5 protein-coding genes are annotated in these 15,441 nt (G+C 59.2%); 2 read left to right on the forward strand and 3 right to left on the reverse strand.

From position 1 onward, the window contains the following. Positions 1 to 186 precede the first annotated feature (186 nt). Positions 187 to 3,579 (reverse strand): TM0106 family RecB-like putative nuclease, encoded by a 3,393-nt coding sequence (locus tag FJ428_RS27475; RefSeq protein WP_140880556.1) that lies wholly within the window; start codon positions 3,577 to 3,579, stop codon positions 187 to 189. Positions 3,580 to 3,684: 105 nt separating this feature from the next. On the opposite strand from FJ428_RS27475, the gene FJ428_RS27480 reads away from it, so the two are divergent. Together FJ428_RS27480 and FJ428_RS27485 are read left to right on the forward strand one after the other, a co-directional pair. After that, positions 3,685 to 6,039 carry a UvrD-helicase domain-containing protein gene (locus FJ428_RS27480; RefSeq protein ID WP_140880557.1) on the forward strand — a complete coding sequence of 785 codons (2,355 nt, stop codon included), beginning with the start codon at positions 3,685 to 3,687 and terminating at the stop codon, positions 6,037 to 6,039. A gap of 270 nt (positions 6,040 to 6,309) precedes the next feature. Then, positions 6,310 to 6,765, forward strand: a complete 456-nt coding sequence (locus tag FJ428_RS27485; protein ID WP_140880591.1) for a MucR family transcriptional regulator — start codon at positions 6,310 to 6,312, stop codon at positions 6,763 to 6,765. A gap of 442 nt (positions 6,766 to 7,207) precedes the next feature. Here FJ428_RS27485 and FJ428_RS27490 read toward each other — a convergent pair whose 3' ends face one another. Next, positions 7,208 to 12,937: a caspase family protein gene (locus FJ428_RS27490; protein ID WP_181167411.1), complete on the reverse strand. Its 5,730-nt coding sequence runs from the start codon at positions 12,935 to 12,937 to the stop codon at positions 7,208 to 7,210. Between the two features lie 56 nt (positions 12,938 to 12,993). After that, on the reverse strand, positions 12,994 to 15,030 hold the full coding sequence (locus tag FJ428_RS27495) for a caspase family protein (RefSeq protein WP_224518950.1): 2,037 nt from the start codon (positions 15,028 to 15,030) through the stop codon (positions 12,994 to 12,996). Positions 15,031 to 15,441: the final 411 nt, after the last annotated feature.

Consider the following 15,441-nt stretch of genomic DNA (forward strand, 5'->3'; position numbering starts at 1 on the left):
ACCTGAAGCCGGTTGCCGGACAAGCCCCAGCAGATCATCGTGCATTCAGGGTGCCTTGGCGCATCCTCTCGTCGAAACAGAAGCAAACTAGAGGGTGAGACCTCGTGTGCACGGCGTGTGCACGGTGCAGTCTAAGTGGTTGTTTCTGCTTACCTCTCTGTCCAATCCATCATCCTTACAAGGAACTTATGGATCCACCAACTCGGCCATCTCCAGATAGCGGCAGAAGCCGTTGGCGAGCTGCATCTGCCTCGGGGTACGACATTCTGGCTCGAATACATCCGGATTGGCCACGAGAATGCACAGGGCCTTGGCGCGGGAGGTGGCGACATTGAGGCGGTTCGCGCTGTAAAGGAACTCCATGCCACGCGGGGCGTCGGCATGACTGGATGTCGTGATGGAATAGATCACGATGGGCGCCTCCTGTCCTTGGAACTTGTCAACCGTCCCTACCCTCGCGCCCGGGAGGCGCGCCTGGATTTCAAAGACCTGCGCGTTATAGGGTGCGATAACCAGAATGTCGTTCAGGGTGAGCGTCCCCTCGTTGCCCTCGCGGTCGCGCCAACCTGCACCTGAAGCAAGGATCCCCAGCACAATATCTCGGATGCGGCCGGCCTCCTCCGGGCTGGAATTCTGGTTCCCGCTGTGAGGCACCGAGACATAGCGCAGGCCGGCCCCGCCAAGCGGGCCGTCCATCAGGATGGCCTGGTTCTCGAGACCGGCACGGGGAAGGAGACGGCTTTCGTAAAACAGCTCGGAGGTGAACCGGCAGATGTCGGGGTGGAGGCGCCAAGTCTGATCGAGGAAGAGGCCCTCGTCCTCGGCGATGGTCTGCCGTCCGCCGAGTAGGTGATCGAGGGCCGAGACGTCCGTACCCTCCGGGTGCGAGCCCTGCATCGGCTGCTCAAGCTGCTGTGGATCGCCAAGGAGGACAAGGCCGGCTGCGGCCCGCGATATGGCAAGCACGTTGGCGAGTGACATCTGCGCGGCTTCGTCGACGAACAACACGTCAACGAGGCCAACCGCATCGGGCCGGGCCAACAGGAACCCCGTGCCGCCGAGGACGTGGTAGCCGGTTGCAAAGGCGCCAAGAGCTTCGGAGTTCTTCGTCGTGAAAGTGAGGTGCGGGACATTGTCTTCCGCATCCGTGACCTTATGCAGGCACTGCAGGTCGAAGTCTTCCTTCTCTGCTTCTTCGGCGGCCTTCGCGAGCAGGTTGCGAATGACCTTGTGGCTGTTGGCGGTCACCCCGACGCGAAGGCCAGCCCTGACCAGCGCAAGGATCGCATGGGCGCCGGCATGGGTCTTGCCCGCGCCCGGTGGTCCTTGGATGGCGAGCACGCCCCGCAAGGCCGGGACGAGGCGGCAGGCCGCATCGACCGCGCTCTCGCCCGGCTGGCGTAGCGCCTCGCCGCCGGCATCGGGCGGCCGCCGCAGCAGCAGATCGCGCGCCGCCTTGTAGGCACCGGGACCGCCGATGCCATGGTCGGCCACGTACTCGCCGATCTGCACCAGGGACTCGGCCAGAACACTCGTAGCGATGTAGGTATGGGTAAAGACAGCTTCTGGGTGAAAACCGGCAGTGTCGCCCCGCTTCTTGATGTCGATGAAGCGATGTTCCAGGTCGACGCCCTCGACCTTGCCGAACCGCTCCCCACCGACGCTGCGCAAATCCTCCCCGCCGCGAAACTCCGCGTCCTGCGGGGGAAAACGATAGCGGTGAATAGGAGCCTTGGCGGTTCCGCCCACGGTATCCACGAACTCGAGGCCGGCAATGCCTGCCCGCTCGTCCTCCAGCTCGTCCTCGGATAGCGCCGCCAGCCGGAAATATTCCCACCAGATCGCCTTCTCTTCCCGGCGATGCCAGTCGAGCACGTTCGCCAGCACGTAGAGCGCTTGTTGTTCGCCGCTGCGCTCCTCTGGGTCCACCGGAATGCCATCGGTCAGCACGGCCACCACTGCATCGATCCGCGCCTGCCAAGCTGTAATATCCGGCGAAGTATCCTCTCCAGGCAAAGTCGGCCGTGGAATCTCCACGCCTGAGGCGATCGCGTCCGTGCGTAGGCCTTCTAGCCAGTCACGAAGCCGCGCCGTCGAGACGCAGTCATCTTGGTTGTAGCCCGCAACGACGGCCCGATCGTCCGCATTGATGCCGCCTGCGTCCCCGAGCTCCAGGAGGGCCTGCACCCTACTCAAAGCATAGTTGGCATCGGCCAGCGACACCGCGCGCGTGAATTCGTAGAGCGGCTCCAGCTTCTTGATGGAATAGCTCTCGACGCTGGCGCGGACGGCGTGGCGGACCACCGCGTAGAGATCGACCAGGACCTGCCCGCGCAGCAGCGTGTCGATCTCTTCCTCGCGCGTGGCGTAGCGCCCCATCAGGCGTTTGAGCGCGCCCACCTCATAGGCCGCGTAGTGATAAATGTGCATGCCGGGATGGTGCGCTCGCCGCTCAATTGCAAAATCGACGAAGCGTTCAAAGGCGGCCTTTTCATCGGCCGGCGTGAAACACCAGTCGGCGACGTAGGTGAGCGCGCCCGCCGCATCCTTGAAGGCATAACCGAAGAGATATTCGAGGCCGCCATCACCGACGAAGGGGTCGCCTTCGAGATCAAAGAAGATGTCTCCGTCGTCGGGCTCCGGCAGGCGGCACAGACCAAAGCCCGGTTCTATCGGCAGCGCTTCATGGAGCACCTGCCCGGCCGCGCGCCCCGCGACCTGGATCCGGGCCTGCTCCCGAATGCGATTGTAGGACGAGGCGGCGCCGCGCTCTGGCTTCCATGGAAGCGGAAGGGTGAGCTCGGCCAGCGCGGTCATGGTGGCGACGTCGTGGCCGGCGAGCTCGCCGCGCTGCACGGCCGTGATCCCGGCCACAAGGGAGAGGTGATCGTCTTGGTGGCGCTGGTCGTCGCATCGGCCCCGCCAGCGGCAGATGTCGCAATGAGCGACCGGCTCGGGATAGGTGCCGCCGTTTGCGTTCAAGGACGCGGCGAAGCGTTCCCGGACATTGCGGTAGTAGGCGGCATAGTCGCTGATCCGAAAGACCTCCGGCTCGAAGCCCGTGAGGGGCGCGACAACGTAGGCGTATTCTGGCACGAGGCCCTGCACCTGCCCGACGAGGTCAGAATAGAGGCAGAGCTGCAGCACCGTCCCGCCCTTGGTTTCGCGGGCGAGCTTGGTGTCGACGACTTCATAGGACCAGGCGCCGAGATCGCTTGGCGTCTCGACGCGCCGGAGGATGTCGGCCCGGCCCGTGAAGGGCGGCGCGCGCAGCGCGGCTTGCACGATGATCTGCGCGCCGGCGCGCATCGCCTCGATCGTGGCGGACACTGAGCCGTCATCGATCCCCTTACCTGCAATGACCGCGACCGCAAGGCCGGACGCGCGCAGGTGATCGACATAGGCCGCCTCGTGCGCAGCGCCGCGCTGCTGCAATATCTCGAGCAGCGGGTCCCAGATCTTCGGCTTCGCAAGCGAGCCGTCCGCCACCTGAAGGTCAAGCGCAGTCAGGTGGCCGCAGTTCAAGTGGCCGACCAGATCGGAGGCGCTCAACTGCAATTCGGAGCCGATTTTTAGCATAAACAATGTCTACGCAGATTAGTGGCAGCCGGGCAATTGCGAGAGTGCCGAAGAGCAGTTTTCCCCTTTACGAAATCTTCCCGTAGCGTCTGTATATTGCGCTAAATGACGCTCGAAGAACCCAAAAAATATCCTGGTGAGCTAGCATCCCCACAGCAGGTTCAGGCCCTGGCGGAAGAATACCGCAGAGCAGCAAGCCTTCTCCTTCAGCTCAGCCGACCCGGCAGGCCGCTTATTCGCCACGCCTACAACGAAGCGTTCGTCAGGTCTGAACTGCAAAAGTTCCAGACATTCTTCGACGATCTCGACCGGCGCTCGTTTTCCGACCAACAGCGCGAGGCCTGCATCCGCCTGGAGGACAACAACCTGCTCGTTGCCTCCGCAGGGTCCGGCAAATCCGCGACGATGGTCGGCAAGGTCGCCTACGTTCTGGAGAAGAAGCTCTACCGGCCTGACGAGATCCTGCTTCTGGCCTACAACAAGAGCGCAGCCGATGAACTCAAGACGAGGATCGCCAGCCAGCTACAGGTCGCCGAAAACGCGGTGGAGTGCCGCGTCACGACGTTTCATGCGCTTGGGCGCGGAATCATCGAGGCAGTCGAAGGTCGGCCGCCCCAGCTTGCTAACTGGGTGGATCATCCTGGTGGTGAAACGAGGGTCATTGAGGCGATCATCCAGAGCCTTGTCGAGAATGAACCGGAATTTGCCCGACTGTGGAGCGACCTTCTCGTGGTTCATCCCAAGGCCGACATCCCAGTCGAGGTTTTCGACGACCAGGCCGACTACCGTCGCTATGTGTCGGATAGCCTCAGGAAGGGTAAGGCCACTATCGGCTCCCTGCCAGGCGTGATCGTAAAGTCGCTGCAGGAGCAGAAGATCGCCAACTGGCTTTGGCTGCATTCCGTCAGCTTCGAGTATGAACGGCAGATTGCGGTAGAGGACGATGACGGCACGGTCCGCCATCTGCATCCCGATTTCTATTATCCGCAGACCGAAACCGTACATGAGCATTTCGCGCTGAATACCGACGGAACGTCGCCCTTTGCGGACTATGCCCTGCACGCGGAGAAAAAGCGGCACGCATATCGCCGCAAGGAGATCGATTTCTTCGAGACGACTTCAGCCCAGGCCAGTAACGAGACGCTGCTTAGCACGCTTGAATCAGAACTGGCGCGGCGCTCCATGCCTTTCGAGCGCAAGACCTACACCGAAATCACCAAGGCGCTCGACCCTGTGGTGATCAAGCACTACCACCAGCTGATATCCACCTGCCTGAAGCATATACGCGCCAGCCATCTCACTCTCGAAATGCTGCTAGAGCGTGCCAAGACCCTGCACGACAAGGAGCGTGCGAAGCTATACGCCCACGTGGTTTGGATGATCACGGGGGAATATTCCCGAAAGCTTGAGGAAGCCAGACGGATCGACTTCGATTCGATGATCGCGGATGCGGTTCGGCTAGTCGAGACCGGCCGATATCGAAGCCCCTATGCCCTGATCCTCGTGGACGAGTTTCAGGACATTTCCGAGCCGCGCGCCAATCTCATCAAGGCCCTCAAACAACAGAAAGCGCTCAGCAAGGTGTTCGCGGTCGGAGACGACTGGCAGTCGATCTATCGTTTTGCTGGATCGGACATCTCCATCTTCACCCAGTTCGAAGTGAATTTCGGCACCAGCTGGCAGGGGCGCCTCGAGCAGATTTATCGCTGCAACCAGCTCATTGCTGAAACGGCGGCAAAGTTCGTCCAGCGCAATCCCGATCAGATCAAGAAGACGGTCCGCTCGACACGACCGGCTATCTCGCGGTCGATCCGTGTCGTTCCCATCGATGGTGATCGTGGCAAGCTGGACTTCGCGATGGCTTGTCAGCGCTTGCTCGAACGGCTTGACGCCGCTCTGGGCGGCATCGCCACGCTGTGGCGCAATGAAGCGCGCGACAAGCTCAAGGTCCTGGTGCTGTGGCGCTATAACACCCTGGATCCCTTCGAAGGGAAACCACCTTCCTTTGCCAATATCGAAGTATCTGGGCTGTCGTTTCACCGGGCCAAAGGGCTCGAGGCCGACTACACCTTGCTGCTCGATGTGAGCGAGGGCAACTATGGCGTACCAAGTCGCATCGAGGACGATGAGCTGCTCAATCTAGTCATCCCCCGCCCCGAGACCTTCGCCTACGCGGAAGAGCGACGCCTTTTCTACGTGGCGCTGACGCGTGCGAGCCGAGGCGTCTATATGATCACCAATCGCCGTCAACCATCCCGCTATATCCGTGAACTTTGCGAGATCGCCAGCGACGAAGTCCGCTTCGAGACGATCGATGGCGCCGCCTTAAGCCAGTGCCCAGCTTGCCTTGTCGGCCAATTGGTTCAACGGAGCAATAAAGACGGATCGATGTTTTGTGGATGCAATCAGTTCCCCGAGTGCAAACACACTGAGTCGGCGGCTGTAGTCCGACGGCGATAGCCGCTTGCACGGTAACCCTTGTGATGATGGTGAGCTTGGGCACCCCGACGGATCTCACACTCAAAGATGGCTCGCGCTCTAACCGAGCACGGAGGAGCTCCTCTTGGGTCTGACCGGAGACGGGCCTACCAAGGCAAGGCTTATCCATGCCTTCGGGGCGATCCTGCAGTTCCTGAGCGGGGAAATGAAGAGGCTGGCGGATTTATCTCGGCAATGCTCAAAATTGCGATATACGACAGATGTGTGAAGGCCCCAGCCAGGAGCGAATACTTGAGCGATCAAAACGAAGCCGCGACGGCCGATCTGGTCGGGCTGACGGCAGACATTGTCTCTGCCTATGTCAGCCAAAACCCCCTGCCCGTCGTTGGGTTGCCGGACCTCATCGCGTCGATCCATTCGTCGCTGTCAGGCCTTGGCCAGCCGAGCGGGACCGCGATTCCGAAACAGGAGCCGGCCGCCAATCCGAAAAGGTCGGTAACGCCGGACTACATCGTCTGCCTTGAAGACGGGAAGAAATTCAAATCGCTGAAAAGGCATCTCGCGGTACATTACGGGCTCACTCCAGACGAATACCGTGAGAAGTGGGGATTGAAGCCGGACTACCCGATGGTTGCGCCAAATTACGCGGCCCAAAGATCCGCGCTCGCAAAGGCGGCGGGGCTCGGACGCAAACCGCAGCCGACGTCGGCCAAAAAGGCTCCTACCAAACGCAAGCCTAGGGCTTAGTAAAGGCTGGCTGTCGGAGCGTCCAACCTCGGGCGCTTGGTCAGGTGCGGGTAGCCAATCGAGACCACCTTCGTGGGCGCAGGCCACCGTCATTCCGGGCGATCTTCGGCGACGTTTACGCTTTAGACTGAGCGTCGCCGATAGTAGAAGAGTGCTTCGTCGATAGTAGGTCTCACGATGTGGTGGTGGTCCGACTCGACCCCCCAGCTAAGGGCTTCGATCAAAGTCGCAACACTGCGGATCCAGACCCGCCAATTTCCTTCATAAGCGCGCGCAATTCGGCTGGAGGCACAAGGCAGAAAGTTCGAAAAGCTTCCAAGAAACCCAGACAACTGGACACCGCGGCGGACAATGAGGTTCACGGATATCCCGGCGAACATCTACATTGGAGCGGTCAATATCGTCGGCAGAAGAGTGTCGAAAAAGGCTGCCGGCGGTTCCGTCAGTGAACTGCAATCACGGGGTTTTGTGCCTGTCCTCGCACGAAATCGAACAGCGCTGGTGTCTGGGCGTGGCGGGTGGTGTCCTCGAGAAGGTTGGGATCGGGGCTGGAGTCCTTGGTCTTCTCGATTTTGCCGGCGAGCACGTCCTGGTAGAGCCCAGGCACCCGGGTCTCGGCATAGGTCAGCCACTCCTTCATGGTGATCGCGCCGTCGCTGTCTGTGTCTGCAAGCATGTGCGCGCCGGTACCGGCCGTCAGCCCCTCCTTGAGCGCGTAGGTCAGCAGCCCCTGGCCGAGTGAACCGCTCTCCAGCGCGACGTCGTCGGCCTGGGTGGCCGCAAGGATGCGCATGCCCTTGTCATAGGCCAGTTGACCAAGCCCGCGGTCGCCCATCGGGCCTGGCTTGAAGCCTGCCGGCACCCCCGCTGCGGAGTGACAGGCATCGACGATCATCACCATCTCTCCGGCATCGACATCGCGAAGCCACGCCGTAAGTTCTTCGCTCGAGATCAGCTTGCCGGGCTTCGTCAGGTCGTTGCCCGAATCCGACGGCAGGATGTAGAAGCGGCCCTGCTGGTTGTGGCCATGGCCGGAGAAGGCAAGGACCACGAGATCGTCCGGCGTCACCTTCGCCAGCCGGTCTATGACAGGGCCGATCTCCTGCCGCAGCCGAGGCCGTTCGGTCTCCCCCTTGCCCGCCAGAAGATCCAGCACCGCCCGGATGTCGGCCTTGGTGGCATGGTCGACCGCCGGGATCTGTTTATCCCCTTCCTTGCGTGCATAGTCGGAGGTCAGCAACACCGGAACCACGTCATAGCCCCGGATCCCCTGCAGCGCCGTCTCGATCGCCCCGGCATCCGCCGCCGCGAAGTTCAGCCGCAGCGCCTTGCTCTCGTACTCGTTCACACCAACCGTCACCACATAGGCATGCGGCTTGGCCGGAACAGCTATATCCTGTGGCACCGCGTAGCCGTCGTCGGTCGCAGTCGCGCTCTTCACCCGGTCCTCGTTGAACCCATAGGCAGTAAACGTCACCTTCTTGCCCCGGTCAGCGCCAGCAAGCCGGACAGGAAAGACATGCCTTGCCGCGATCTTTCCCGCCGCCATCTCCACCCGCGAGGTGCTGCGCCACGCATCGAGATCGTCACCGGTCGCCGCATTGTCCCTCGGCTCCGGCCACTGCCCCACAATCTGCCCATCACGGAACAGCCGCACGTCATACACCCCGGTGCTCGTCTTGCCGTTCGGCTGCGTAGCATCAACCTTCCCCGAAGCCTCAACCTCGACCAGGGCAACATCAGGTGTCGGCCCTGACTTCACGCTCACAATACGCACATCAGGCTGAATCCGGTTCAGCGAGGCCAACGGCCGCACTGGCTTGAACGCCTCCTTGCACACATCGGCGTTCCCACTCGCCTCCGCCTCATGGCACGCAAGCAAACGGCCAAGCAGATTCGGCTCGTAGTAATCCCGCATGAATATCTCGGGCGATAGCGGACGAAGCCTATCATCAGGCATTGCCCAAGCCAGGGCCCGGATCTGTTCTAGATTGCTTGAATCAAAACGCCCGTCTGCGCCTATAGTAGTGGAGTTCGCTTGATCGATCCCAATTGTCTGTGACAATTCTTCTCCGGTAGCCACCTCCCAGATGCGAACTGTCCCGTCGCCACTCCCGGATATTAAGAGCCTGCCATCCGGAGAAAATGCAACAGAGTTGACATACCATGCGTGGCCTACAAGCATCCTCAACAGTCGACCACTCTGAAGTTCGAAGAGTTTCAAAGTGCCATCGGAACCACCACCAGTGACAACAAATTGTTCGTCCGGGGACACCGCGACTTGTCCATCGCCATCAAATTCGCGAACCACACCCCACGTCGCCGTATCCCACAGCTTTGCACTTCCACTACTGCTAGCTCCTGTCACAAGCCATCGACCACTTCGCGAAAACGCCAAAGATTTCGTGGATAGCGGTTCGTATGCGTTCTTCAATTCCCTAACGATTTGGCCGTCCGAGGGACTCAACAGGATCACACCGGTCTCGCCGGCCGCTGCAACAACATCTCCTTTCGGAGCAAACACCACCGATTTCGCCCACCAAGGAAGTTGACCCGAGGTGCCAGCGAGCTTCCCAGTAGTTAGGTCCCAAAGGTCGACTTTCTTACTCGCACTTCCTACAATCAGACTTTTGCCGCTGGGGGAAAATGCTATCGAAAAGACACCCTTGCTTCCCAGCAACGAGCGCACTAGCAAACCCGTGTCCACATCCCAGATACGGATGCTGCCATCATCAGCCCCCGATGCAATACGACGCCCGTCTGGAGAGAACGCTACTGACGAAGCTCCGGTTTCATGCCCGCCAAACGTCCTCACCAAGGCCCCCGAGTTCTCGGCCCATTGTCTAACAACCCCGTCCTCGCTTGCCGAACCAAACCACCTACTATCGGGTGAAAAGGCGACGCCATTTACTGCCTTGGCTGTCCCCTGAATGGTTCGGACGAGGCTGCCTGACTCAGCGTCCCAAATTCTCGCGGTTTGGTCGTTACCGCCTGACATCAAAGCCTTGCCATCACTTGAGAACTGAAGAGAGGTAACGCCTCCGGAGTGGCCTATCAACGTGTGCACCAAAATGCCGGTCTCGGCATCCCAGACTTTGATCGTATCGTCTACTCCGCTACATCCCGAGGCGATCCTCTTTCCGTCGGGGGAAAAGGAGATCGCATCAATATTCCAACCGCTCCCGCTAAGTACGCGAAGAAGCTTCCCCGAAGTGGTCCAGACCCTCACCTCGCGGTCGTCGCCTCCGGATGCTATCAGCTTCCCATCTCGAGAGATTGCAACCGCACCCGGTGATCCGTGCCCATCCCATTTCCGAACCAGCGCGCCGGTCTGCGATGTGCGAATCTCTATCGTATTAAATCCGGTTCCTACGACGACGCTTTTGCTGTCGGGAAATGCAGCAATCGAGGTTGTCATACCGAACGGCTCAATTGACTTCTGCAGGGTCTTTCCCGTCTTCCAGTCCAGGAACGAGATCCCGCCGTCACTTACTGCCAAAAAGCTTCCGTCCGGCGCAAATGCCAAGGCTCCGACAGGCCATGCATCCGTCCTCCAAAGGAACCTATTCTCGAGACCGGGAAACGTCCAAAGATTAACGCGTCCGTTTTTATCGCGAGTGGCAAACGACTTTCCGTCAGGTGTAAATGCTACGGATGTGATAATCCCTGGTATGTCCAAGGATCGGACCAAGCGCCCAGAGTTAGCCTCCCAGAGCCTCAGCTGATCAGCCGAGGTCAAGATGTATCGCCCATCTGGCGATAAAGCGGCTGCCGTTACTGACGAGGTATTTCCAAGTTGAGGAACAACAAATGGAGATGGAACTGATCTTGATTGCGACCCCACCAGATCCTGCGGGCCTTGACTAGTTTCAAGCAGCGTCTGGATCAAATCGGGCCGATGCAACGCCTCATAACGATCTCGGCCGCCGTAGACTTTCAACCCGTCTACAAAACTGAGAAGTTTCGCCCCGTCCCCGCCGTCTGCAAAAAACCCTTCCGGCGTGACCGCAAGCCAGTCCTCTGCCCTTATTCCGAAAACGAACGAGAGCGCCAACTTCAACGATACCGCATCGTAAAGCCTTATCGCCCCATCACTCCCGCCGACCGCTAGAAAACGATCACTATTAACCTCCGCCAGGGACGATATCTCAGACCCCGTGCTCGTTCCGGAAAAGTCTGTAGGCATTCCGTTTGCAGTGTCCAATCTAAAGATACGACCGTCAGCTAGGCCGACGTACAGAAACTTTCCGTTCTTTGTTGCCAGGGCTGCCGTGACTTTGCCCGGGGGCCTCCATGCGAACTTTTGCGGCTCCTCGATATCGCCGATCCGCCATTTCCAAAGCCGATATGATCCGAGATACGCGATGCCACTGCCCTGATCGATAGCGACAGGCCAAGCTCCATTTTCTTGAAATCTATGGATCTCGTCGTCCATTTTACTTGTTTGCGCCCACCACGACCTGTGGCCGGCCACAATCGTCCAGCCTTTGTATAAGGCAATATTCTTAGCGTAGTCGTCGAATTGGTTCACGGACGGATCCTGGATGAACGGCACCGTAGAATCCTCATGCCATGCTCCCGAGGCTAACGTGAACGACGCCACAGCGCCTTTCATGGTCCCGGCGACGACCTTTGTTCCGTTCTCATTTAGCGCAATACTGGAAATTGCGGCAGACAAGCCCTGGCTAAATTTTGAACGACTAAGATCGTCATCCAAACCCCACGCAGTGAGCTGGCCCTTGTGGTTTCCCGCGGCTAGCGTGAGACCGTCGCCACTAATGGCAACTGCTGTGGGCTGGCCACCGGGGATACCGACGTATTTTCCTAGGCCGCCACTGATCAAGCTCCACGTTCGGACACCACCTGAGTGGGCGACCGACAATATAGATCTGTTCTGAGGCAAAGTAGACAACGCTATTACGGAGTCTGCCAATGTATCCATTTCAGCCAGGATGCGTCCTGTCCTGCAGTCCCACGTTCTCACTTTTCCCTTCTTATCAAGCATCAAGCCCGTCGTCTCGTCGGCGGACAATTTTACAAATATAACTTCTGGCTCGTCATCGAATGGTGGCGTAATGCACTTATTAGCTTGAAAAAACTCTACGGCGCCGCTACTAAAACCAAACAAAATAGACGATTTTGCCGCAAAAAATACAGAAGATACGTCAGCTGGTCGAGAATCTTCGTCAGCCCAATTGGCCACTTGTTTTCGCTTTCGGACGTCCCACAAATAGACACTACCGTACCAGCCTTCGACAGTTGCCGCCAATGTCCCATCTGGCGACACCGCAAGAGTGTTAAACGTATAGCCGTCAATCACTTCGCGGGTAACCTTGTCAGTTGTCAAATCCCAAAACTCCACACTGCTGTCGTTTCCGGTCGACATGACACTCTCACCCGATTTGGTCCGAATGATCGCAGCTTTTAGAACAGGTCCGCCAGAATGACCCGGCCGACTTCGGATTTTGGCGCCTGTCGACACGTTATAGATCAGCAGGGTTCCCTCCCCGGTGCCAGCTACCAGCTCTCGTCCGTCCTGAGACAGTGCCATTGACCAAATGCTGTAGTGGTCGTCCTTGCTGCCGTATTCGCGGATCAGCTGGCCGGTGGCCAATTGCCACAGTCGTAGCGTTCCATCGCGGGATGCCGAAGCCAATTCAGTGGTATTTGGCAGCACCACCAGCCCGGCCAGCTCTTCGGCATGGGCATTAATGGTCCGGAGTAAACCGCCGCTGGGCAAATCCCAAACCTTGATAATACCTCTGTCGTCTCCAGTGACGATTACACTGTCATTGAGCGCTGTGGCAATAAACAAGACAGAGCCACCGTGCCCGAGACGCGGTGTAGGCAAGTAAGAAGCGCTCACCGCTCCAGAAAATGCCAATAGGAGCATAAAGAACGTTGCGATCACTCGATGTAATACATAGCCAGCTGCCTCATTGCAGGTCCGCTGCGCTGTGCCGAATCCGTTCATCGCTAAGAAAGAGAGTTCGGTGCCGTTGTCTAAGACTTGCCATTCAAGAGCCCTAGACCACGCGATATCCGTGAGTTGCGGCCAACAGCCTCTGGGGGCAATGGCGTCTCCCTGATTGCGCTGCTGTTGGGTTGGGAAACCGCGAGAGGCCAACCAAACTGATTCAAGAGCACACCGGTGCCGCGTGGTTTCACGCATAGACAGCCTCAGCATAACAGCCTCCCTCGACGAGCTATCCGGTTGTTAAACCGGTTCTACGGCCCTTCAATCACGGGGTTTTGTGCCTGTCCTCGCACGAAATCGAACAGCGCTGGTGTCTGGGCGTGGCGGGTGGTGTCCTCGAGAAGGTTGGGATCGGGGCTGGAGTCCTTGGTCTTCTCGATTTTGCCGGCGAGCACGTCCTGGTAGAGCCCAGGCACCCGGGTCTCGGCATAGGTCAGCCACTCCTTCATGGTGATCGCGCCGTCGCTGTCTGTGTCTGCAAGCATGTGCGCGCCGGTACCGGCCGTCAGCCCCTCCTTGAGCGCGTAGGTCAGCAGCCCCTGGCCGAGTGAACCGCTCTCCAGCGCGACGTCGTCGGCCTGGGTGGCCGCAAGGATGCGCATGCCCTTGTCATAGGCCAGTTGACCAAGCCCGCGGTCGCCCATCGGGCCTGGCTTGAAGCCTGCCGGCACCCCCGCTGCGGAGTGACAGGCATCGACGATCATCACCATCTCTCCGGCATCGACATCGCGAAGCCACGCCGTAAGTTCTTCGCTCGAGATCAGCTTGCCGGGCTTCGTCAGGTCGTTGCCCGAATCCGACGGCAGGATGTAGAAGCGGCCCTGCTGGTTGTGGCCATGGCCGGAGAAGGCAAGGACCACGAGATCGTCCGGCGTCACCTTCGCCAGCCGGTCTATGACAGGGCCGATCTCCTGCCGCAGCCGAGGCCGTTCGGTCTCCCCCTTGCCCGCCAGAAGATCCAGCACCGCCCGGATGTCGGCCTTGGTGGCATGGTCGACCGCCGGGATCTGTTTATCCCCTTCCTTGCGTGCATAGTCGGAGGTCAGCAACACCGGAACCACGTCATAGCCCCGGATCCCCTGCAGCGCCGTCTCGATCGCCCCGGCATCCGCCGCCGCGAAGTTCAGCCGCAGCGCCTTGCTCTCGTACTCGTTCACACCAACCGTCACCACATAGGCATGCGGCTTGGCCGGAACAGCTATATCCTGTGGCACCGCGTAGCCGTCGTCGGTCGCAGTCGCGCTCTTCACCCGGTCCTCGTTGAACCCATAGGCAGTAAACGTCACCTTCTTGCCCCGGTCAGCGCCAGCAAGCCGGACAGGAAAGACATGCCTTGCCGCGATCTTTCCCGCCGCCATCTCCACCCGCGAGGTGCTGCGCCACGCATCGAGATCGTCACCGGTCGCCGCATTGTCCCTCGGCTCCGGCCACTGCCCCACAATCTGCCCATCACGGAACAGCCGCACGTCATACACCCCGGTGCTCGTCTTGCCGTTCGGCTGCGTAGCATCAACCTTCCCCGAAGCCTCAACCTCGACCAGGGCAACATCAGGTGTCGGCCCTGACTTCACGCTCACAATACGCACATCAGGCTGAATCCGGTTCAATGATGCGATTCCAGATAACTGCGGCGGCTCGGCGCCCATCAATAGCCTGGTCAACAATCCCGGCGCGTAATAATCCCGCATGAGAATCTCGAGCGGCAAAGGATCCAGGGCTTTCCTGGACACAATCCAATGCACGCCCTTGATGTCAGTGAGATCCATGTTCGTGTCGAATCTGCCATCGGGGGCCGCAATCACGAACCCACCAATTTTATCAAGCAAGACCACTGTGCAGATCAGGTGCCCGTCGCTCGATTCGATCTGAAAGTAATCCTGTCGGTTATGGACGATGAATTTTCGACCGAAAAATTCGCCCTCAGACTGGAAAAGGTCAGCATTGTCATACGAGAGAGACTGCGCTTCATGCTGGGCCAAACTGCCCGTCTTAAGATCAATCGCGATGTGTGAGTCGTACCAGACCTGAACGCTCAGCACTGACGATTGGCTGGCCAAGCCAACGTTCTCAATTCGGTTCGAATAACTTTGCAGCCTCTTGATCTCCTTGTTCTCTGTAGAGTCCAGGATGACGATATCGCCGCTCTCCGCTGCATAAGCGATCTGTCGCTCGTCAGGGCCGAAGGCAATTGCATGTACTCCTGGGGCCGACACGCGGACTTCCTGCGGGGCGATCTCACCTCCTGAAGCGCGCCACGACCACATTCCAATGGAGTCATATTCGTCCACGGCTGCCACCTTCGCGCTCCGCGGGGCGAACGCAATGGAACCGTCAGAACCCAAATTGTGAGTCGAGAATTTCCGAACGACCTCAAACGTCTTTATATTCATAAGACGCACAAGTCCGCCCTGGTCCTCCTCGGCAAGAAGATCTCCACCCTCCAATAACTTCCATGCTCCGGGGACTATTTCGGTTGGCACCGGGATGTCGGTTAGTGTCCGGAACGTTCTCAAGTCCCAGCGGTGAATCACGTTGTCAGACACATCAGCACATACCAGCGTCGACTCCTTGTCATTTATGGCAAGACTCGGGGACGGCCTTTTCGAACACGGCAGCGATGCTAACAGCCGCGTCTCGGGAATATTCCAAATAGTTATTGTGCCGTCCTCATTCGCGGCCGCTACGACCGGTTGAAAGGG

Origin of the sequence: Mesorhizobium sp. B2-8-1 (assembly GCF_006440955.1) — a bacterium.
In the GTDB taxonomy this organism is placed as follows: Bacteria; Pseudomonadota; Alphaproteobacteria; order Rhizobiales; family Rhizobiaceae; genus Mesorhizobium.